Genomic DNA, 22991 nt, shown 5'->3' with positions numbered 1-22991 from the left:
TAGTTAAATATTGTTTATATCTTCTTTATAATTATATGAGAAATTAAGACTGTTAGGATATTATATAATGAAAACATATAGTTCAACTTATCTTCAACAAACTATAGATATCGCCTCCCAATTAGATCCAGCTCACATTGAAGATATTGCAACAAAATTACGCCAAATCCGTGATGGTGGAGGACGTTTATTTTTTATAGGTGTTGGAGGAGGCGCTGGCCATGCAAGCCACGCAGTAAATGACTTTCGTAAAATCTGTGGATTTGAAGCATATGCTCCTACAGACAACATTTCAGAATTAACAGCAAGAATCAATGATGATGGATGGTCTTCTTCATTTGCATCTTGGTTAAGAGGTTCACGTCTACGTAGTGGAGATGCTCTTTTTGTCTTTTCTGTTGGTGGCGGGAATAAAGAAAAAAATATTAGTGCAAATATCGTAGCTGCACTAGAACTTGCTAAAGAAGTTGGAGCTTCTATTTTTGGCATAGTTGGTAGAGACGGAGGGTATACAGCTATGGTTGCTGATGCTTGCGTCATCATACCCATAGTAGGAGAAAATGAAGTAACTCAACATACAGAAGCCTTTCAAGCAGTTGTTTGGCACTTACTTGTAGGACATCCATTACTTAAAGCACAGGAAATGAAGTGGGAATCCGTCAAGTAAAACCTGCTGTATTTTTTGATCGTGATGGGGTACTCACAGCAAATGTGTATTATCCTCAATGGGATGAATGGGAAGCACCAATGCATGTAGAAGATATTACCATTCTTCCTGGAGTGATTGAAGCATTATCCCTTTTAAAAGAAGCAAATATTCCTTTTTTTCTTATTTCAAATCAAGGAGCATATGCAAAAGGAAAAACATCTCTTGAAAACTTACTAGCTGTAAAAAATACCTTTAATAACTATCTGTTAGAACATGGGATTACCTTTATGGAAAGTTTTTATTCATATACCCATCCAAAAGGTATTACCCCTGGCTTTTCAGGCCCGTCTTTAGAAAGAAAACCTGGTACATATTTTTTACATTTAGCAGCAGCAACATATTCTATTGATTTATCACAATCATGGATAATAGGTGATCGAGATACAGATATCCTTTGTGGACAACATGCAGGACTAAAAACAATTCTTATAGCAGATTCATCTCTTGACAAAAAAGATAAATCGCTCAACCCTAACCATGTAGTTTCTGTAGTGAAAGATGCTGTAACGTATATACTCAACCAAATGGAATTTTCTGTATTATAACTAAAAATTACTAGTAACAAAAATAAATTCTTACATAACAATTTAACTTTATTGATTATTTAGTCACATGTTGGAGATATAAGCATGCCTCAAGCAATGGATTTACAAGTAAAACTCTTTATGGATGGAGCAAATATAGACAAAATGAGGGATGCCTTAGAGAATAACCCTCTTATCAAAGGTTTCACCACAAACCCAACTCTAATGCGTAAAGCTGGCGTAACTGACTATGTTTCCTTTGCCAAAAAAGCACTTACTGTTGTTCAAGGATTACCAATTTCCTTTGAGGTTTTTTCTGATGACCTTGAATCTATGGAGCGTGAAGCACGTATTATTGCTGGATGGGGTAAAAATGCAAATGTTAAGATTCCAATAACAAATACAAAAGGGGAAAGTTGTTGTCCTCTTATTCAAAAATTATCTAGTGAAGGTATCATTGTAAACATAACAGCTGTAATGAACCTTAAACAGGTACAAGCAGTTGCAGATGTCCTTACACCAGATGTTCCAGCTATTGTTTCTGTTTTTGCTGGACGTATTGCTGATACTGGCCGTAATCCTATTCCTTACATGGAGGCTAGTTTAAAAATTCTTAAAGATCTTCCTGAAGCAAAGCTTTTATGGGCAAGTCCTCGAGAAGTCTTAAATATCTATCAAGCTGCCGAAATTGGTTGCCATATTATTACAGCTACTCCTGAGTTAATTGATAAGCTATCTTTAGCAAATAAAGACTTAGAACAATATTCTCTTGAAACCGTTGAAATGTTTTATAAAGACGCACATGCAGCAAATTTCTCTATCTAAGAGACAATATTCGTTTTTAGCTAAAGTTACTGTTTGGCTTATAAGCATTCTTTGCTTTATTTATGCGATTTATAATGTAAACATTGGACAGATGTGGACAGCAATAAAGCAATATTCAATGACGTCTATTGTTTTATTATTTCTTTTTTCAATCATTATTTGTATTGTTAATGGACTTCGGAAATATTTTTTATTTAACAAACAACTCTCTCTTTCTCAATCTATCCAGTCAGCCTTTTTTGGTCTTGGTGGAAATAATATTTTTCCAGCTAAAGCTGGCGAATTTATCCATGCTTTTTATATCGCACGAGTAACAGGTAAACCAAGCACAGAAGTTTTCCCTGTTATTTTTATGGAACGTTTTGCAGATATTAATCTGTTAGCCATCCTCAGTTTATTCATGCTCTCTATCTTTGAACCATCTAAATGGACAATTTTACTTACATGTAGTGCAATTGCTTTTATCTGGTTAGGCATACTACTTTTATCTTATAAATCTTCATGGATTTTCTTTATGTTGAGATATATTCCATGGGAATATCCTCGTAATATTGCTAATCATCTTTGCAGTGCATTACATAGTAACCTCTTACTTCATTGGATGATACGTTTATTTATAACAACTATCCTTGTATGGGTAATAAGCATTGGATATTACTACTTTGCTTTTACAATAGTTGCAAAGTTAGATCTCACTATCATTAATACTATGTGTGCTTCTTTTATCTTATGCTTTGGAGCTATTATTCCTTCATCTCCAGGCTCTCTTGGCGTATTTGAAGCAAGTGCAGTATTTGCTCTTGGTCTTTTTGGTGTTCCTCATTCTGAGGCTTTAGCCATTGGGCTTGTTTGTCACTTTTTTATGTTTTTTGTCCCTGTAGCTGGTATGGTTATAATTATGAGTATCAACAAACAAGTTAAACAAATTGTCCTTACAGCAGAACAAGAATTAAAAACATAAACATCTATTCTATATTGAATAGTTGAATAAAAATATGTATTATTCAATACTTAAGAAGTATGCACTTAGTATCCACCAGAAATAAACTCAGGGAAACATAATGAATATAGCAATAATAGGCTTATGGCATCTTGGATGTGTTTATGCGTCTGGTTGTGCAGCAGTAGGTCATACAGTAACTGCATGGGATCCTGATGAAAAAACACTTGAACAACTATCTCAAGGTATTCCTCCTATTTTAGAAGAAGGCTTAGAAGAACAGATCAAGCAAGGGATATCTACCGGAAAACTTTGTTTCAAATCAACATATGAAGAAGCTGTTCAAAATGCTGATGTTGTATGGATAACATTTGATACGCCTGTTGATGCAGATGATAATGCTGACTGTACATTTGTTACTACACATATCACCAAACTTCTGCCAGTTTGTAAGCAAGATGCTGTTGTTTTAATCTCATCACAACTTCCAGTAGGCAGCATTAAACAACTTGAGCAAACAGCAAATGACCTTCAACGACAAGATCTACATTTTGCATGTTCTCCTGAAAATCTCCGTCTAGGACAAGCAGTAAAACTTTTTGCTAATCCTGATCGAGTGATATGTGGTGTACGCTCACCTAAAGTACAAACAATCCTTTCTACTCTTTGGGAACCCATCACATCTCGAATAGAGTGGATGGGAGTAGAATCTGCAGAAATGACAAAACATGCTATCAATACTTTTTTAGCAACCTCCATTGCATTTGCAAATGAGCTTGCTGTGTTATGTGAACACACTGGCGCTGATGCAAAAGAAGTTGAACGTGGTTTAAAAACAGATATTCGTATCGGCGAAAAAGCTTATTTAGGTCCTGGAATGGCGTTCTCTGGTGGAACATTAGCCAGAGATCTTCAATTTTTATCTTCAATTTATAAAAATAAAAAACAAGAAGAGGTTTCTTCTGTACTTACTGGTGTCCAAAAGTCTAATAATCATCACAAACTGTGGGTTATTCATAAACTAAACGAACTACTTGGGAGAGTTAAAGATAAACATATTGCATTATGGGGTTTAACATACAAACCTGGCACAGATACACTCCGACGCTCAATAGCTCTTGAGTATGCGACACACCTTATTCAAGCAGGAGCAAAAGTGTCTGCGCATGATCCTGCTGTAAGTGTATTGCCAGACATATATATATATAATCGCCATATATCTCTCAAACCTTCACCACAGGAAGTTATTGAGAATACAGATGCTTTAGTTGTATGTACTTGTTGGGATTTTTATAAAGAACAGGTAACTCCTGGTTTCTTTTCCTCTATGAAGACACCGTTAGTTATTGATCCTACAAGATTTTTACACCCCATTCTTAAAAAGGATACATCTATCCGCTATGTTGCCATAGGGCTATCTTCTTGATGTAAACTGTTCAAGGGTTACCAGGTAACATATGATAGTGTTATGGTAACAATTGAACGACAATTGGCTTTACATACAAGACTATTTATAACAACACGAACTATTATTATATCTATATAAAAAAGGTACCCCTATGGAAGGAAAACTTACAGAACAGTCTGCTATTATTACAGGTGGTAATCAAGGATTAGGCTTAGCTATTGCAAAAGCTTTTGTACAAGAAGGAGCCAATATATGTATTTGTGCCCGCAACAAACAACAACTTGTAGTAGCTGTCGATGAACTTAAAACACTTAGAATCTCTGATAAACAACAAATAATAAGCCTTGCAATAGATGTCTCTATTCCTGCAGAAGTTGAATCACTTATACAACAAGCTATTAAAAAATTTAAGCAAGTCCATATTTTAGTGAATAATGCTGGTATTTATGGTCCTATGGGTCCAATTGATACTGTTGATTGGGAACAATGGAAAAAAACTATAGAAATTAATCTTTATGGTTCTGTATTACCTTGTCGTATGTTGTTACCTCACTTTCGTCAGCACAAATATGGTAAAATTATCCAAATATCTGGAGGGGGAGCGACAAATCCTATGCCACGAATTGAAGCCTATGCAGCAAGCAAAAGTGCTGTTGTACGTACAATGGAATCAATTGCTCAAGAGTGTATAGCCGATAATATCACCGTTAACTGTGTAGCACCAGGATTGCTAAATACTCGACTATTAGATGAAGTTCTTGCTAATGGACCTGAACGTGCAGGCGAACAATTTTATCAACAAATGCTCAAAGCAAAAGAAACAAATAAAACAACATCATTTGATTTTGCTACAGAACTTTGTATATTTTTAGCTTCTAAAGCTTCTAATGGCATTACAGGACGTTTAATAAGTGCTGTATGGGATAACTATTATGCATGGCCAGACCATATAGAAGAACTTCAACAAAGCGATCTTTATACATTACGACGAATCACTGGTAGAGAACGTAGTATAACTTGGGGAGACAAATGAAGATAGGTATTATTGGATGTGGCCTTATTGGGCATAAACGAGCGCAATCCATTGGGGATACTCACCAACTTATTGCTTGTTCAGATCTCTATTTTGAACGTGCTGAAAAACTTGCATCTATGTATCCTCATTGCCATGCTTACGTCTCTTGGCAAGAGGTCATTGCTAACCCTTCTATAGATATCATTATCATATCAACACTTCATGATAGTCTATCAAATCTTACAGTAGAAGCATTACAAGCAGGTAAACATGTCCTTGTAGAAAAACCTGCTGGTCGTAATCTCCAAGAACTATTGAGTATTCAACAAGCCGCCAAAGCTAGCGGAAAGCTTGTACGAGTAGGGTTTAATCATAGATATCATAAAGCTGTACTTAAAGCACATGAACTTGTTCAAGCTGGTTATACAGGAGAATTAATGTTTATCCGTGCTCGGTATGGACATGGCGGAAGAATTGGCTATGAAAAAGAATGGCGAGCAGATCCACATCGCTCTGGAGGAGGAGAGCTTCTTGATCAAGGTCCACATCTTATTGATCTTGCTCGGTGGTTTTTAGGAGACTTTACTTCAATCTCTGGTTCTGTCCAAACATGCTATTGGGACATGCCTGTAGATGACAATGCCTTTATGTTACTACAAACAAATACAAAAAAAACAGCATTTTTACATGTTAGTTGTTCTGAATGGAAAAATCTTTTCTCGTTTGAAATCTATGGCCGTCAAGCAAAAATAGATATCTCTGGATTAGGAGGTAGCTATGGAGTAGAAAAAGTTACTCTTTACCAAATGCTCCCTGAAATGGGCCCTCCAGAAACAACAACATGGGAATATCCTATGTTAGATAAATCATGGGCTACAGAACTCCAAGAGTTTTATGAAGATATTCAACATAATCGAACGCCAGCAGCCGGTATACCTGAAGCTATTGCTGTACATGAAGTTGTTGAAAAACTGTATAAACAATCTGGATATACATTTTTATAACTATTACATAATTGTAATATAATTTAAATATACATTGTAGCATACTAAAAATTTACCATTTCTACTATTATAATATAACAAATAGTATAATAACTATTTGTTATATTATTACATTTTCATTCTTTTTATATATAATATACTACTATTAGTATAGTAATAATGATTGTATATTACATTTTTATATCTCTTTTGTATTAACTACTCATGAGTATATACCATAATAGTAAATGATTCTTATCTCATCAGAATGATTGACATAATATAATCTATCTACTAGATATAACCAGCCTTTAGGAGAATACATAATCTATGATTATTGCACGTAGTCCATTAAGAATAAGTCTTGGAGGAGGAGGAACAGATCTTCCTTCTTACTATCGTGAACATGAAGGATTTCTTATAGCTGGAGCTATCAATAAATATGTTTATGTAACCATTATGTATCCGTTTATAGAAGGAATCTCTCTCAAGTATTCAGATATTGAACATTGCTCTAAAGCAGAAGAAATTAATCACCGAATTATTCGCGAAGTCCTTCTTATGCAGGAACTCAAAACTCCACAAATAGAAATCACAACATTAGCTGACATCCCCGCAGGAACAGGACTTGGTTCTTCTGGAAGCTTTACTACAGCATTACTTAAAGCTATTTATATGCATAGAAGAAAACTCCTTTTACCACACGATTTAGCTGAACTTGCCTGCCATATAGAAATTGATCGTCTTGGAGAACCAATTGGAAAACAAGATCAATATATTGCTGCCTTTGGTGGGTTAACGTGTTTCACTTTCCATAAAGATGACACTGTTAGTGCATATCCTCTACAAATACCTATTGAAGCACAATTTGAACTTGAAGAACGTTTACTTCTCTTTTTTACAGGTTTTTCTAGAAGTGCAAGTAACATTTTAGCAGATCAACATGTTCGCTCTCAAAAGGGCGATAAAGAAATGATAGATAATCTTCACTATGTTAAAGATCTTGGCTATCGTAGCAAAGCTTGCCTTGAAGCAGGAGATATCAATGGTTTTGGAACAATTATGAATGAACATTGGCAACATAAAAAGCAACGTTCAGGTGGTATGTCAAACTCTCAAATAGATGAATGGTATCTATTAGGCATGAATAATGGAGCTATAGGTGGCAAACTTGTTGGGGCTGGAGGTGGAGGATTTCTTCTATTTGTTGCCGAGGATAAAGTACGATTATGCAAAGCTATGAGTCAAGCAGGATTATCTAGAGTCCGTTTTCAATTTGATTATGAAGGAACAAAGGTGGTATTATCCTAATGTTACCTGTAGTCATTCTTGCTGGTGGACTTGCTACTCGTATGCATCCACACACAAAAACATTACCCAAAGCACTTTTATCTATACATGGTCAGCCATTTATTGAACACCAACTATGTTTACTTGCTGAGAAGGGTATCCAAGATATCGTCTTGTGCCTAGGACACTTAGGGGAACAAGTTATAGAATATGTTGAAAAAAAAAATAAATATGGACTCAATATCCAATGGTCTATGGATGGGCCTCACCTATTAGGTACAGGGGGAGCTATTTATAATGCATTACCTTTACTCAGTGAACAGTTTATGGTCCTATATGGAGATAGTTATCTTGATATAGACTACAAAGTAATAGCTGATGCATACCAAAAAAGCTCTCAACCAGCCTTACTCACCATTTATAAAAATAACAATCAGTTTGATACAAGTAATATTCAATATGAAAATGGTTGTATCATAGACTATAATAAAACACATAAAACAGACAAAATGCAGTATATAGACTATGGATTATCATGTCTCCACAAAAAAATCTTTACTGATTGGAAGAATACTACATTTGATCTCTCTGATGTATATACATTTCTTGTAAAGAATCGAGCTATTGTTGGATATGAAGTTACACAACGCTTTTATGAAATAGGTTCTCCTCATGGACTAGCAGCGCTTGAAACATATCTTTCACAAAAAACATGTTTTATTTAGGATAAAGACCATGACAGCATACTATAAAAAAATAGTGAAACTCTTTCCATTACCTAATAATAGAAATGATCTTTTTTGTCTTTACCTTACTGCAGTTACATTAAGTTTATATATTATCCTTAGAGTATTTAAAGTACAGTCTTTTGAACTCAGTTCTTTTGTAGGACGTATTTATGGCTTGGCTATTTCTGAAGGTATAGATACCTGCAAAAGACAATCACTATATTTTATTTTATTACTTATCTTTACACTCTCATTTTCTGGTATTGTTTCAGTACTTTCTAATATTTTCTCTACCTTTTCTAAACGATTCACTCATGATGTCATTACCTTTGAAAAGGCTGCTCTAATTGGCATAGCCTCAATGATGTGTGTTACAGAAATCCTTTTTTTGATGTATCCATCCTATCGGCTACAATTTTATACATTTGTAGAACTCACATTATCTATCTGTGGGATCCTACTCATACGATGGTTTTTTGTATTAACACATCAAAAAAAACTTTCTACCTTGCTAACACTTAAACCCTCTGCGTTTGGATTTTATTTTCTATCACTAAGTGTCTATCTAACTATACAATTCCTCTTATTATCACATCATAAAATTAATACACCTGTATATATTCACTGGCCACTTCATACAACACCTTTTTTTATTCTAGGATGGCTTATATCTATCTTAGACAAAAAACATCTTTTTCTTAAGTGTGGTGCGCCATTACTAATACTTCCTATAGCCATTATTATTACAGGAGAAGCACAATATTTAATGCTCCTTAATGATTGGCAGGTTTGTTCAAAAATACTATTTCTCTATCTTTTAGTTCCTCTTCTTCTACTGTGTTATTGTATTTATCAACATACCACTATTCACAAGAAGTTGATTAGACAAAATACTCTTATGAAATATTGGTATTTCCCTATATGTCTTACTACTCTGACAGCCATGCTCTTTTGGCATTTTCAGTGGACATCAAGAGACTTACTACATCCTGCTAATAGTATTACACCTGCTCATGGTCTTATAGCTTTTGGACAAATTCCTTTTATTGATATCTGGCCTACAAGAGGACTTTGGGATTACTTCTTCCCAACACTATTTATGCTTTTTGGAGGACAAGAGCAGGCAACAAGTAGCTTTATCTGGAATGTAATGCCTAATAAAGTCATTGCTAACCTTATAATATATGCTGTTTTTACAAGATTTGTCCGTCCAGGGTATGCATTACTTTTAGTCTTATTATTATACCCATTTAGCCTATTTACCACTTATGATTCATTATACTATGCTATGGGTTTATTACCTGCACTCTTTCTACCTTGGGTTATAAAAAACTTCACTTTTAAACGTATTGTAACCTTATGGGCCATTACTGCATTCACATTTTTTTGGATGCCCTCAATAGGTAAAGCTACAATCCTTGGAACATGGATTGTACTTATTATAGCTTCTCTTCGTAGACCTCAACACATTATACGTATTGTTTTACCTTCATTTCTTCTTATCTTTGGTACATTAAGTATTATCTATGCTGTATTAGTAAGCCTCCATGGAGGAAATGTTTTTGATAATATTGAATGGATACGAGGATTTGCTTTATGTGAATTTATGAATCAAGGAAGGATAGCATTTGTTGACTCTATTACTCCATTGACTATATGGTATTATGTTGCACGACCTTTACTTCTTATTGGTATTTGTATCCTCTTTTCATGGAGGATTCTTTCACATCAACATATCAAGCCTAAGCAATGGATCATTCTTGGCATTTCTGTTTCTATGCTTTTCTTACTTACACGATCTTTAGGAAGACATACATTAGCCGCAGGCTATATGCCACTATATAGTTTTCTTATCCTTGGGCTTGTTCCTTTTTTAGCTCCTTGGAAAATACGCTTTTATCTACCTGCATGGATTCTTTTTCTTGGGATTATACTTAACATCTTTCAAGGAGAACGTACCACAGCTATACCAAATCATTTAGGCCTTCCTACAATGAATTGGAAAAAACCTGTACCTGAACGACTTACTTATACTGATACATTCAAACCATTGATAAATATATTATATTCGGAGCTTAGTGGGAATGAAACATTCTTAGATTTTCTGAATGGCCATGGCCTTTATGCTGCTTCAGGAAAAAGGAATCCTTTATACTTATCTATTCTATCCTTATATAACTCTGATAAAGGGCAAAAAAGCCTTGTAAAACAATTAGATCAATTATTTAAAAAAGGAGAACTTCCTTTAGTTATTATGGAAGGTCCTGCATCAGATAGTCGTATAGACTATCTCCCACTAAACTCACAACTGTATCGTGTTACAGAATTTACATACCAAAACTATGAACCTAGTGTAAATATAGGTGGATTTGAATTATGGGCTGCAAAAGATAGTTGCCTTTCAACAATGTTACCTGTTTGTGATACAGTCGATTATCTACATATACCTATTGTTAATGTTCATGACTATATTACACAAAACGCATCTATAACAGTTAGAGATAATGTATTAAAAATAGTTGGTGGTCCATATGATCCATTTGTATATAATCTTATGTCAGCAGCAAAAATACAGCCTATTTCTGTTTGTTTAAATAAGTGGTGTTTATTCTCTATTGATATAACAAATTCTCATATGGGTACGTTTCAACTCTTTTTTAACTTTGATGACAAAGGATATAACGAGAATAATTCTGTAACATTCCGAATTCCTGCTTTTGAAAAACCAATGACTTTCCAAGCAATGTTACCTATTCCTCATGATGCACAAACTTTAACAGATCTTCGTCTTGATTGTCCTGATAATACACATATGGAAGTTCACTCAATGAAAATTGCTATGTTAGATCGTCCAAATATACCACTTACTGTTTCTCAAATATTCGAAACAAGACAAATACCCTATTTGTGGGCTCAATATAATAAAAAACATGCAATAACAAATCAAAGACTCATAACATTAGCAAGAAATATTACATTACAAAAAAATATTACATATGATGTCCCATTACCAAAATATACAAGTGATTCTATAGCACAATATTTAGATTTCTCCATTACTTCTCCAGTAGGAGGAACTATAACCCTTTATATAAAAGATACTAATGATAATGTAGGACAGTTTTCGTTTAACCTAAAGGTAAGCAATAAACCTGTTGAATATCTTGTACGAATAAGTACACTTTATGCATGGATACATAAAAAAACACTGTCTATTAGTGTTAATACAGAAGTACCTATTACTATACATCATGTCGATGTACTTATGGCTGATTAGTACAATACACTTCTTTTTTCATAAAAAGTTGTTATACTTATAGCATACCTAAAGAACTACATAGTAGTAGGGTGACTATATAATAAATAGCAATAACTAATTGTTATGAATAATTGGAGAAAACGTAGCTCCAATTATAAGATTACAAAAAGCTAATGGTACAAATAATGGGAAATAGTTTGTTGACTCTTTTTTAAAATAAGGAGCAATTTCTTCAAAAATTTCACTTGGTGTATTTATATGTTCACGTTTAATAAACCAATCATATGACTGATTATATCTTTTTTTAAAAATACGCTTTGTGGAAATCATTCTTGCAAAAGAATATGCTAAACTTCCCTCACATGGTATCACTATAGAAAAAGAGCCAGATTGTTTATTACAAAGTCTATGTATTTCACGGATAGCTGCAGGGAGATTAGGTAAATGTTCAAGAACATGAATAGCAATAATTCGATCAAAATGTCCATCTTCAAAAGGCAACCTATCTTGGCAGTCTCCACATAAAACTTTTATCTGTGGATGAATATTACGAATCTTTTCAATAAAACTTTCACGTACATCTACTGCAACATAATTTTTTGTTTGTTCCTCAGAAAGATTTTCATAATACAAATGTTCCCCAATACCAGCCCCAATTTCAAGAGTATGACAAAAACCAGGGGTTGCAGCTTTAACTACATAACCATGATTAAATTTTTCTAGCATATTGTATTTTGAAGCAAGTAACTCTAACCAATAATGGTAAAAATCAAGGCTAATAGCTTCTTGTTCAGGTGTAAGAGGTGGAATTACTTTAGGCCATTTTTTTGATGTATTACTAGACATACATAACTTTCTATTCCAAATAAAAAACAACCCTTATTATTGGTTGTTCAATACCTAGATTTCTATCTAATTTTCTCTATTTCTAATTTTCTGAAAAAAACAAAACGCTAGCTTATAATTTTCATCTGAAAACAGATTTTATAGCGTCTACTTTCCTTAACCACTTTAATTAACTTAATCCTGATTTTGCAACAATTATCTATAGGTATAAAATAAATATCCTATCTTAATCAGAACCAATTACACTAAGTTAACAATATTATCTACAAATTTTTATAGCCTGTTGTAACACAGTAATTATACGTGGCACTGCAACTTCTGTTGTATAATGCAATAATACTTTTTTTCTTCCAGGTATTCCAAGTTGTTCACATAATTGTTTATTTTTTATCAATTGGATACATGCCTTTGACATGGCGCTACTATCCCCATAAGGAACAACAATCCCAGAGTTATTTGAAACAAATGAAGGAATTCCTCCTGCATCAGCAAAACAAATAATAGGATTCTGACATAATGCAGCCATAAGTGCTACAAGTGGAAAGGGATCTTCACGAGAAGGCAGTAAAAATACATCAGAAGCTTGAAAGTATGGTCCTGGATTTTCAACTTCATCTATAAAAATAAGATTATTATGGATATCTTTTTTTAACTGTTTGTATAAAGGAGAAGAGTGGAGAAGTGGTACTTCTTGTTTTCCTACCCAACAAAAAATAGGAAGCTCATGAGATGTATTTTTTAATGTAGTTATAGCTACTTCAATAAAGAGATCAAAACCTTTTCTCCAATCTCTGGTTCCACATCCCATAAAAAGACAACCATTTTGTGGAAGATTCAATGACTCACGTAATTGTTTCTTCTTTTTTTGAGATAGTGGATAGAGACGTGGCTCAAGAAACGCAGGTATTGTTATACAATCTTGTGGATTCACTCCATGAGTAGAAATAAGATTTTGTCGTACTGGTTCAGATGCTGTAATAAAATAACTTGAATATTTCAACATAGAAGCAATATTTTGCTCACCTGCAAAACGTTGAAGAGCTGCTTCAAGTTCATGAACAAATGAAACAATAGGAACATTCCATGAAGAAAGCATGTTATATACTTGAGCTGAAACAGCTGTATTACCTAAAATACAATCTGGAATCCCTCCACAAAAATCTTCTAGCTTTGATAACTGCAATGTATCTGCTGAACATAGCATCACAGGTACAGACTGCATATATTCATCTAATAAAACACCATCACCAAGTAAAAGAAGCCTACAATCTATATTTGTATTTCTTTTAATCCACTGTAATGTTTCAAGTAATAATCGTTGTGCACCAGCAAGAAATGCATCATGTCCTACTACTAATACTTTATGAGGATTGTTTTCTGCTGTAGAAGGAGGTACTGCAAAATTTTCCACAACACGTGACGTTGCATTAAGATATGCATACCCATAAGCTTTGTTTGGTTCAAGATGTGCTCCTTCTGCCCATTCATTCCAAGCATTAATAAATACAAAACGATTGTCTTTTTCATGTGTTGTGGAAGCAAATGTACATGCATCAGTTAACCATTGACGGTATGCTTGAGGTGTTGAGCATGCAAAAATACTTGAAAAATAAAGACGCCGAGGTGTATTATCCCACCCAGGAAAAACACAAGGATACAATGTATATTTTGTAGTATAATCTTTTACAACAGCCTCAGCAAACATACTATAGTGTCGTATTCTTCCTTTAAAACGTTTATGAAGACCCTTTAACCCAATATCAATAGGAAAATTCCAAGATGGTAAATGGGGAGGAAATTGCACAGCAGCATCAAAGTCATAGTCTTGTGGGTCTATGTTTCGAAAGCTTTGTACAAGCATAAGATAGGGCTTTTCTTCGCCATGCTCTTTACATACAGCTTCCCAACGTTTTACAGTTGCCTTAAGATCTGGAAGCAATGATGCATGATATAGTTGTAATACAGGTCGATTGTTAATACGGATATATCGAGGATCTTTAAAATATCTTAACAAATCTTTCATGAACGCAATATCATCTTCTGGTGAATGTGTTTGAGCAATTAATACTTTTTGATCTTCACCATCCCAACGTCTTGTCCAATTTTCATTAGCCCAATTCAGACAAAAGGGGATATCCAATTCTGAATGCTTAAGGAGCATATCTACAGGCTTTTCCATTAATCGCTTACCAGCAAACCAGTAATGATGAAAACAAAATCCGTAAATACCATGTTGTTTTGCCATTGCTACTTGTTTACGTAGCACTTCTATATTTGAAAGGTCATAGAAACCTATGTCAGGATGAGGATAATTAGGTTGAATATGCCCTTCAAACATAGGTTTTGAACGACAGACATTTGTCCATTCTGTAAATCCTTTTCCCCACCATTCATCATTTTCAGGAAATTGATGAAATTGGGGTAAATAGTAAGCAATAAGCTTGATATCTGTAGTAACTTTTGGATCTATAGGATATGGAGGTTCATAAGGAATCGTAGGTAAGAAATAAGAAACAGCATAACTTGGTAGAAATTTACGAAAATATTGTCTAGTTTTTATAGCTGCTGCTTGGAACCCATATTTTTTATATATAATAAAAAATTTTTTTATAAGACGTATATACTTCATATATGTTTTTTCCAATAAAAAAATTTTATTCTAACTACAAAACAATTAAAATTATTTAGTAATAGATAATTTTCATAAAGAAAAGTTGTAGTTTAAAGCATATAACCATACCTTACTACATACTATAACGTTTTCTAAAACGTTGGAGTATTGGCTTTAACCAAGAAATAAATGGAGAATGTACAGACCAGGTTTTTACCATATATAGAAAAGGTATTATATACCTATGGATCTGATATGGATATTGTTTAAACGCTTGTTTTGTCATATTCCAACACACAGATAGATAGAATGGCATCCAACATTTTTTAAAAAGCTGATCATTTTGTGTATTATAACTTGATGGATGAATACGCCAAAGGGTAAGGGGTTTAGGAGAATAAGCAAAGGTTGAACCAATAGAAAGTTGAGACCAGAGCCAATAATCTAACCAAGATGGTCGTGGTGGTGTAAAAGTACATTGAAGTAGAGGTGCTTTTTTTAGAAGAACACAAGAGAAGGTAGGAATTAAATTAGTTGTGGTTAGATAACATGTAAATAAAGAAAAAGGTGGGGTAAGTTGAGACATTGTTTCATGAATAAGTGATAAATATCCATGAACATCTCTAGATACAGATGTCACATCGCCAATGGGTTTACACTGGTTAAAAACAACATCTGCTTGTGTTTTATTCATTACAACTAATCGCTCTTGAAGACTATCTGGTGTCCACATATCATCAGATTCAAGAAAAGCTATATAGTCATATTGTGCATGAAGGATACCAAGATAGACCGTTGTTGGCAGTCCATAATTCTTACCATCTGGATGTTGTATAAGATGAATTCGTGAGTCTTTTTCAGTATATTGTTTTATAATCTCAAGAGACGTATCCGTAGAGCCGTCGTCTACAATAATGAGTTCCCAATATGGATAGGTTTGAGCAATAACAGATTCAATAGTGTCAGCTAGATACGCTGCATAGTTATAGCTTGTAGTGATAATAGATACGTATTGAGTCATGAATAATGAATATACTCAAATAATGTCAAAGAGATAGGCTACTGTCCTTTCGTATACATGTTAGTTTGTTCACCATATAGAAGATATTCTTTGTTGTCATCTATTATTTCTTATAAGAAACTATCCATCTTTCATGATAGGGACATCGTTACTTTAAAAGAAGACAAATAAATCTCTCTTCAAATACGTTAAAGGACGTCTGCAAAGTGTGGGCGAAGTCTTTTAAATGTATATATACCAATAAGAAAGAGTATAGCTAACCAAAGCCCAAAAAATATATGCTCTTCTAGTGGACGTTCCCAAATCCATTGTTGTTCAAGAAACGTATCTCTATAACCTTGAACTATATAGTAAGCAGGATTAACAAGAAAGATCCAATGCCAAGAAGAGGGCAACATAGAAGCATGCCACAGAATAGGTGTTCCCCAAAATCCAAGGTTGATAATAATACTTAGCAAATTGAGAATATCTGGAATAAAAACAGAAATAGCAGAAGTAAATAGTGCTACACCTAAAAGCAATAGATAGAGAAAAAAAAGATATACAGGGAATTGCAACCAATAAAGAGATGGGCTTATATTATAATAAAATAAAAGGATAAGTAAAAAAAGAACAAGCACACAGTGGATGATACCAGAAGCAGCTAAACGAATAATAGGAAGAATAGCCAGACGAAATCTGCCAACTTTCCGCACAAGGAAGGAATAAGAGGTAACAGAACTAGCACCAACTGTTAGTCCATCAGCAATATAAAGCCAAGGGACCATCCCACAGGCTAGCCATACAACAAAAGGGACACCACTTACATCAATAGGAGGAACTCTAAAGCCTACTTGAAATACAATAGCTAAAACAGAAAGTGTTACCAATGGTCCTAAAAATGCCCAAATAAAGCCAAGGTAAGAGGAAAGATAATTTTGTGTAAAATCTCCTATAACAAGTCTTAAGACATTTCTACGTTGATGCCAGAGGTAATAAAAAATATTTACCATAAATTCCACCTGATAAAAAGGTTCTACTTAGACATATCAACTCTACTCATTGTCTTTCTGATAAAAAAGATTATCTAGCTTTATTTTCATACAGATATTAGTCATTAGATATAGTTCTATTCTAAACATGGTCCTATTACCATGCCTTCCATTACAATATTCATTCTTTATAACAAAAGAAGACTATGTTATAGAAGCAACATAATCTGCCCAAGATTGAGCTATTTTATCTTTGTGTGAAAGATTTGGATGCTGTACAGGCCAATCAATACCAATGTCTGGATCATTCCAGCAAATACAGCTTTCATCTTGTGGATAATAGTATTCCGTACATTTATAGTGAAAATGGGCACGTTCTGAAAGAACACAGAAACCATGAGCTAAGCCTGGTGGAATCCACATTTGATAATGATTCTTCTCTGAAAGAATCACACCAAACCATGATCCAAAGGTAGGAGAATTTATACGAAGATCTACAGCAACGTCAAAAACTTCTCCTAATGAGACACTTACAAGTTTCCCTTGAGGATACTGTTGTTGAAAGTGAAGACCTCTAAGTGTATGAAGCGTTGAAGAAGAATGATTGTCCTGAACAAAGGGTAGTTGTAGTCCAATTTCAATATAGCGTTGTTTATTCCATGTCTCTAGAAAGTATCCTCGGCTGTCTTCCCATACTTTTGGTTTAATCAGTAATACGCCTTCTAAAGACGTCTTTTCCACTTCCATTATAGATTCTCCATTAGCTCTTATAAAGACAACTAAAAAAATAAGATTAAACAATAGTATTTAATATAGTTTCAACTAGTTATCTGATTCAATATAAAAGAGCAAGCCATCTATCCACTATTTTTACTAGGCTTAATATCTATTAGCTGGATAGATCAGGAGGTTCTAGTATAATAGAAGCATTCTGAAAAAAGAAGACGTTTTAAAAATATAAACAAAAAACTACACGTTAATAATTAAAGTTATAAAGAAAGATATTGTTGTTTTGCAATATCATCATAAAGAAGCATAAGAGAAGCAATCATTTGTTGTATAGAGTAAAATTTTCGAACACGTTCTCTAGCAGCTTGACTGAACTGTTTTACCATTTTGGGAGAATTCATTAAACAAATTAAGGCCTTAGATGCTTCATAGGCATTATTGTAAGGATAGAGGAATCCTGTTTCTTCATGTTCTACAGCATCACAATTACCTTTAACATCTGAAGCAACCACAGGTAAACCATAAGACATAGCTTCTAACACACCTAATGGCATACCTTCCCAGCATGACGTACTTAAATATACATTTGCTTTTTGCAGATAGGGAGCTGAAGAGAGTACATTCCCTGTAAAGATAACATATTGTGAAAGATCCTCTGATTTTAATCGTTCTTCAAGTACTTTCCTCTCAGGTCCATCACCAATTAACACTAGTTGGACTTGATGTATTTGTTGTTCTTCTTTTAATCTATGTAGAATAGGAATGACAAATTCTGTATTTTTATATTTATCAAACCGTGTAATAGAAATAATTTGAAAACGCTCATGTTTTTCCTCTGTATCTATTTTTTCAGGAAAAACAACACCATTTGGAATATAAGTAAGCCGTTCTGTGGGAATTAATTTTTCTTGTAACACATATTCCTGTTCACTTGGCGAAACAACAATAGCACGTTGTGTAACATTACCCATAAGCTGTTCATAGAGTCTATAAAGTTTAGACTTTACTGCTGAATATGAGTTTATATTTGAACCATGATACGTATGCACACAAGGAATATTTGTTAATACATGTAATAAGCGAGAATAAACACCTGCACCTTTACCGTGGGAATGAATAAGATCTATTGCATTTTTTTTGATGAATTGTCTAAGATCCCATAGGGTTTTTACTGAAAACTTTCTATGAGGAATAAAACAAATGCCATTTATTCCTAATAGATTTTTATATCGTTCAGCATATGGTCTATCTAAAGGACAAGCAACAAAATTGTTCCACTGTCCTGGACTGTGTCGTAAAATCTGATAGACATGCTCTGGTCCACCACCAAAGTCAGCTCTTGATGTTATATGAAGCACATGTAATTTTCGTGGCGACATAACTCATCCTCCTCCAGAGGAGTTCTATCCAATAATTATTACAGCAGTGAATAGAATATATTTTATATTTATTGTTATTTCATATGGATAATAAACTTACAATGTCGTATTAGAATCATATGCTTTATATAATCATTTATCATTAATCAGCAACTCTAACTTTTAAGTCATCTTTAGAGTCCTCTCATATAAGCTATAGCTTCAGGAATATGAATCACACAACCATAGGTACTTGCCGACCATTTTTGTGTTAGTTCTTCTTTCCCAGGGATAACAGGATATGTTCTTAATCTTTCACTATACACAAATTCTCCTGTTTTTTTACCGTGTAATTCTTTTGCAATAAGCAACATAGATTCACCTATCCCAGATATGGATAAGCCATCAATAGTTACAAATTGTAAACGTGGATATGTTTCATTTACCATCTGTTGTAACAATTTTTTGGTATGTTTTTGACCTAAATAAGTATCTAACTGAGCTGAAATGCAAAGAACTGTAGGAGTTTCAAGCGTTACATGATTAAAGGTTTGACGTTGAAGTGTCTTATATAATTCATCAATATCTTTATACCATTGTTCTACATCTTTTTTGGACCACAAAGGAGACGAATTTTCTCCTGTAGGAAGTGGTGCAATGGGTTGAAATAGTGTAGGATAATTTAATAATCCATATATTTTTCTTCCTCCAATACCAAAAAGGTATATTTCATTGATATAGTCGTAGATTCCTTTAGCAACTTGTTGTTGTACTTCATATATGAAATGTACTCTTGAAGATAATGTACCTCCAGCACTCATAAATTGAGGATCACCATATCGAACAGAAACACCAAAGTTATGTTGTTTGGCCTCAAGACAGCTTTTTTTTACCTCTGGGAATATGCTCCGAACACCTTGTATTTCTGTAAGAATATTTGGTACTTCTTGATTCATATAAGAACAAAGAATTTCTAAATTCTCTAGTGTATGTTTATCTGTGTGATCTGGTTCTCCTTTTGTATTTAGAAGGGTATGATGAGAAGAAATCCAACCACGAAAACCAGAGTCAAAGAAAAATCCTTCATCTTCTAGCTGTGCATGAGTCAATATTTTCATAATTCAATCCTTCTATTATGTTAGAAATAAAGAAAGATCCTATATAAAATAGAGACATAAAAATTTGAAGTATAATCAATAAAATAGATAGATTATTTTTACTTGTTTTAACCTATATATATATATATACTGGCTACTCACTACAACATAAGGCAGCTCTTTCCTTAAGAGCCATCTGTAGGAGAGTACATTGGAACATACTTTTGGCGATATTGGTTGGAATAAAACAGTCTGGAATAATAAAGAATGGTCTGAAGAAGGCGAGGAGTGGTCTAAAAAGTGGGGTTCCTCAGAATCTCAATGGATTACAACTATTTTACCACGTATTCACCCTTTTTCCCCTGAAAAAATAGCCTTAAAACAATCTCTTCACTCTAATCAGCTCCCAAAATTTCTTTTTTCTTTTATCCCTAAAAATAGTATTTTAGAAATTGCACCAGGATTTGGACGCTGGACAAAATTTCTTCTATCTTATCCTTATAGAAGTTATTGTGGTATAGATTTAGCTTCTCCTTGCATAGCTCATTGTAAAAAAAATTTATATGGTATAAAAATTGTAAATTTTTTGTAAACGATGGGTTATCTCTTCAAGCAGCTGCTTACCAAAAATATGACTTTATTTTTTCTTTTGATTCTCTTGTCCATGTAGATCTTGATGTTCTTAATGCATATATCCAACAAATACTTACACAGTTACTTACATCTAATGGTGTATGTTTTATACACCATTCAAATTTTAAAATGACTCTTGCAGACTCGCTGGCTACTTTAGAGGAGAATCCACATTATAGAAACCCAAATGTTTCTGCTGCTGATGTTGCTTATTTAATTAAGCAATATGGAGGAAAAATTATTTGTCAAGAAATCATCACATGGGGAAGAAGTCCAATAGCAGATTGTTTCACATTATTTTCACATAAGGCTTCACCATACAATGAAAAAGGACAATTTTATAATCTAGACTTTAATAGTGAAGCTGCATATTCTCAAAAAATATTGAATAATTATTGCAACATAGTTAAATAGTTATAATATATATTATGTTTTTATTTTTCAAATAGAATACCAGCAGGCTGCATTAATTGTGCAGCTTCATTATATTGCATAGTTGTCTCAACAGACTCATGACCTGCAAGAGCTTTAATGCTCTCAAGACTAGCACCCTTATGAGCAAGTTGGGTAAAGCAACTATGACGGAACCAATGTGGAGAAACGTCCGTTCTACCTAACAGTCTCTTGCACCATTTTTTTACTAATACATAGAGTCCATGCCGACTAATATGTTCATTAGGTCTCCGTAAATGAGCAAAGAGGGGTTTTGAGTTACTTGCTAATCCTAATTCAATGCCCAATAGTTTGCCATACTCTTGAATAACTGTAAGTGCTTGTATAGGTAAATACACTCTACGTCTTTTACTTCCTTTCCCAAATACATCCAAATACCATCTTGATTGCCATGTTACTATATGACTCCATTTTAAACGTACAGCTTCTTCTGCACGAATTCCTGTAAGAAACAACACTTGCATTAATGCTTGATCACGTAATGATGCGCCTTGTTCTATCATCCCGTCAAAAAGACGTTGTAACTCTGATTCACTTAAACTATGAGATAGATGTCCTGGTAAATTTTGTTTAGTATCATTACGCCTTTTCTTTAAAAAGGCAGTGGGATTCAATGTTAAAATACCTGCATCTACTAAATGACGAAAAAAACTTTTTAATGCGCCTATAATAGTATTAATTGTAGCAGGCTTTGATCCATTAAGTTGTCTGTAACGAATAAATGCGTCTACATCTTGTGAAGTAATATGATGAAAGTCTTTTTGGACATAATTTATAAGATCAGTAATATACCGTGCATATAATTCCATAGTAGCAAAAGAATCATCATAGACTGCATGTAAAAAGAATAAAATAACACGCTCATTAGGTAATAAGTCTTCTTGAATGTTAATATAATCAATAACACGTTCATATTGTCGACTAGATCTGAAATGTACTAATATTCTTTTTATACTAAGAGGACTCCAAGTTTGTTCCACTTCTTGTAAGGTATGTAACAAAGGTACATCTGATGAAATCTGCCCAATAAGCTTTCCTTGTGTATCTGAAGAAAAATAATTTTTCATACGTTCTCTATACTGCAATATTACCTATTTTTACTATCTTACTTACTAAAAATGCTAAAAAAATATAGAACTCTTTCAACAGAAAACATTATCTACAATATATCTATTAGACAAACAATATATTCTATTACATATGTTATCCAAAACTGGATATGAGTAAAGTTTCTAGTTGTAAAACAAAATAGCTTCATATTTTGGGTATAAGCCTTTTTTTTTCTTCACAGGTGTTTTTACCTGTATTGTATAAAAAAATGCTTTATACGTCTTTTTTGAAGTACATTTTTTCTTATAAAAAATTCTCTTTAATTCCAAGCCATTACTGACAATCTGAATAATATCTACTGTTCTTTACCTCCTCTAGTTAACTTAATCAGGATTAAGTTAACTAGAGGAGGTAAACTAACAATCTATTAAAGACATGTTGTTATATATAAAAATATATTGACAATTAATCAATATTTCCCATAAGTTACCCCACTTAGTATAAATAATAAGATAAGTAGAAAACAATATAACTAAGATAT

At 33.5% G+C, this 22991-nt stretch carries 20 protein-coding genes; 12 read left to right on the top strand and 8 right to left on the bottom strand.

Features of this window, described 5'->3' with window-relative positions; genetic code table 11:
• The first annotated feature begins 67 nt into the window (after positions 1-67).
• From LI_RS06875 to LI_RS06830, 10 genes are all read left to right on the top strand, one after another.
• Complete coding sequence (locus LI_RS06875) at positions 68-667, top strand: SIS domain-containing protein (RefSeq protein WP_011527337.1); 600 nt, start codon at positions 68-70, stop codon at positions 665-667.
• On the top strand, positions 649-1254 hold the full coding sequence (locus LI_RS06870) for a D-glycero-alpha-D-manno-heptose-1,7-bisphosphate 7-phosphatase (protein ID WP_011527336.1): 606 nt from the start codon (positions 649-651) through the stop codon (positions 1252-1254). The genes LI_RS06875 and LI_RS06870 overlap by 19 nt, the downstream gene beginning before the upstream one ends.
• 84 nt (positions 1255-1338) lie before the next feature.
• Positions 1339-2058: a transaldolase gene (locus LI_RS06865; protein ID WP_011527335.1), complete on the top strand. Its 720-nt coding sequence runs from the start codon at positions 1339-1341 to the stop codon at positions 2056-2058.
• Complete coding sequence (locus LI_RS06860) at positions 2036-3019, top strand: lysylphosphatidylglycerol synthase transmembrane domain-containing protein (protein WP_011527334.1); 984 nt, start codon at positions 2036-2038, stop codon at positions 3017-3019. Before LI_RS06865 ends, LI_RS06860 begins: the two co-directional genes overlap by 23 nt.
• A gap of 100 nt (positions 3020-3119) precedes the next feature.
• Positions 3120-4424, top strand: coding sequence for a UDP-glucose dehydrogenase family protein (locus LI_RS06855; RefSeq protein WP_011527333.1), 1305 nt, complete (start codon positions 3120-3122; stop codon positions 4422-4424).
• A gap of 133 nt (positions 4425-4557) precedes the next feature.
• Complete coding sequence (locus LI_RS06850) at positions 4558-5439, top strand: SDR family NAD(P)-dependent oxidoreductase (RefSeq protein ID WP_011527332.1); 882 nt, start codon at positions 4558-4560, stop codon at positions 5437-5439.
• Positions 5436-6425 carry a Gfo/Idh/MocA family protein gene (locus tag LI_RS06845; RefSeq protein WP_011527331.1) on the top strand — a complete coding sequence of 330 codons (990 nt, stop codon included), beginning with the start codon at positions 5436-5438 and terminating at the stop codon, positions 6423-6425. The genes LI_RS06850 and LI_RS06845 overlap by 4 nt, the downstream gene beginning before the upstream one ends.
• A 309-nt stretch (positions 6426-6734) precedes the next feature.
• Positions 6735-7715 carry a GHMP family kinase ATP-binding protein gene (locus LI_RS06840; protein WP_011527330.1) on the top strand — a complete coding sequence of 327 codons (981 nt, stop codon included), beginning with the start codon at positions 6735-6737 and terminating at the stop codon, positions 7713-7715.
• Positions 7715-8419: a nucleotidyltransferase family protein gene (locus LI_RS06835; protein WP_011527329.1), complete on the top strand. Its 705-nt coding sequence runs from the start codon at positions 7715-7717 to the stop codon at positions 8417-8419. The genes LI_RS06840 and LI_RS06835 overlap by 1 nt, the downstream gene beginning before the upstream one ends.
• 10 nt (positions 8420-8429) lie before the next feature.
• Positions 8430-11699 carry a hypothetical protein gene (locus LI_RS06830; RefSeq protein WP_011527328.1) on the top strand — a complete coding sequence of 1090 codons (3270 nt, stop codon included), beginning with the start codon at positions 8430-8432 and terminating at the stop codon, positions 11697-11699.
• 96 nt (positions 11700-11795) lie between these two features.
• Here the strand turns inward: LI_RS06830 and LI_RS06825 are convergent, their stop codons facing one another.
• The 7 genes from LI_RS06825 to LI_RS06795 form a co-directional block, all read right to left on the bottom strand.
• Positions 11796-12527, bottom strand: a complete 732-nt coding sequence (locus LI_RS06825; protein WP_011527327.1) for a class I SAM-dependent methyltransferase — start codon at positions 12525-12527, stop codon at positions 11796-11798.
• 259 nt (positions 12528-12786) lie between these two features.
• A complete protein-coding gene (locus LI_RS06820; RefSeq protein ID WP_011527326.1) occupies positions 12787-15156 on the bottom strand; it encodes a glycoside hydrolase family 99-like domain-containing protein in 2370 nt (789 codons plus the stop codon).
• Positions 15157-15271: 115 nt separating this feature from the next.
• Positions 15272-16159, bottom strand: a complete 888-nt coding sequence (locus tag LI_RS06815; protein WP_011527325.1) for a glycosyltransferase family 2 protein — start codon at positions 16157-16159, stop codon at positions 15272-15274.
• A 188-nt stretch (positions 16160-16347) separates the two neighbouring features.
• Positions 16348-17151 (bottom strand): ABC transporter permease, encoded by an 804-nt coding sequence (locus tag LI_RS06810; protein WP_011527324.1) that lies wholly within the window; start codon positions 17149-17151, stop codon positions 16348-16350.
• 183 nt (positions 17152-17334) lie between these two features.
• Complete coding sequence (gene rfbC / locus LI_RS06805) at positions 17335-17877, bottom strand: dTDP-4-dehydrorhamnose 3,5-epimerase (RefSeq protein ID WP_011527323.1); 543 nt, start codon at positions 17875-17877, stop codon at positions 17335-17337.
• Positions 17878-18119: 242 nt separating this feature from the next.
• Positions 18120-19238 (bottom strand): glycosyltransferase family 4 protein, encoded by a 1119-nt coding sequence (locus LI_RS06800; protein ID WP_011527322.1) that lies wholly within the window; start codon positions 19236-19238, stop codon positions 18120-18122.
• A gap of 173 nt (positions 19239-19411) precedes the next feature.
• A complete protein-coding gene (locus LI_RS06795) occupies positions 19412-20335 on the bottom strand; it encodes a hypothetical protein (protein WP_011527321.1) in 924 nt (307 codons plus the stop codon).
• A gap of 190 nt (positions 20336-20525) precedes the next feature.
• Here LI_RS06795 and LI_RS06790 point away from each other — a divergent pair, with 190 nt between their 5' ends.
• Both LI_RS06790 and LI_RS06785 read left to right on the top strand, forming a co-directional pair.
• Complete coding sequence (locus LI_RS06790) at positions 20526-20906, top strand: class I SAM-dependent methyltransferase (protein ID WP_041817119.1); 381 nt, start codon at positions 20526-20528, stop codon at positions 20904-20906.
• A gap of 170 nt (positions 20907-21076) precedes the next feature.
• On the top strand, positions 21077-21361 hold the full coding sequence (locus tag LI_RS06785; RefSeq protein WP_041817118.1) for an RNA-binding protein: 285 nt from the start codon (positions 21077-21079) through the stop codon (positions 21359-21361).
• A 20-nt stretch (positions 21362-21381) separates the two neighbouring features.
• Here the strand turns inward: LI_RS06785 and LI_RS06780 are convergent, their stop codons facing one another.
• Complete coding sequence (locus tag LI_RS06780) at positions 21382-22467, bottom strand: tyrosine-type recombinase/integrase (protein WP_011527320.1); 1086 nt, start codon at positions 22465-22467, stop codon at positions 21382-21384.
• Between the last annotated feature and the right edge of the window lie 524 nt (positions 22468-22991).

This window comes from Lawsonia intracellularis PHE/MN1-00, from assembly GCF_000055945.1.
Taxonomy (GTDB): Bacteria; Desulfobacterota; Desulfovibrionia; order Desulfovibrionales; family Desulfovibrionaceae; genus Bilophila; species Bilophila intracellularis.
Note: the sequence above shows the minus strand (reverse complement) of the source record. Positions and strands in the feature narration are given on the sequence as shown.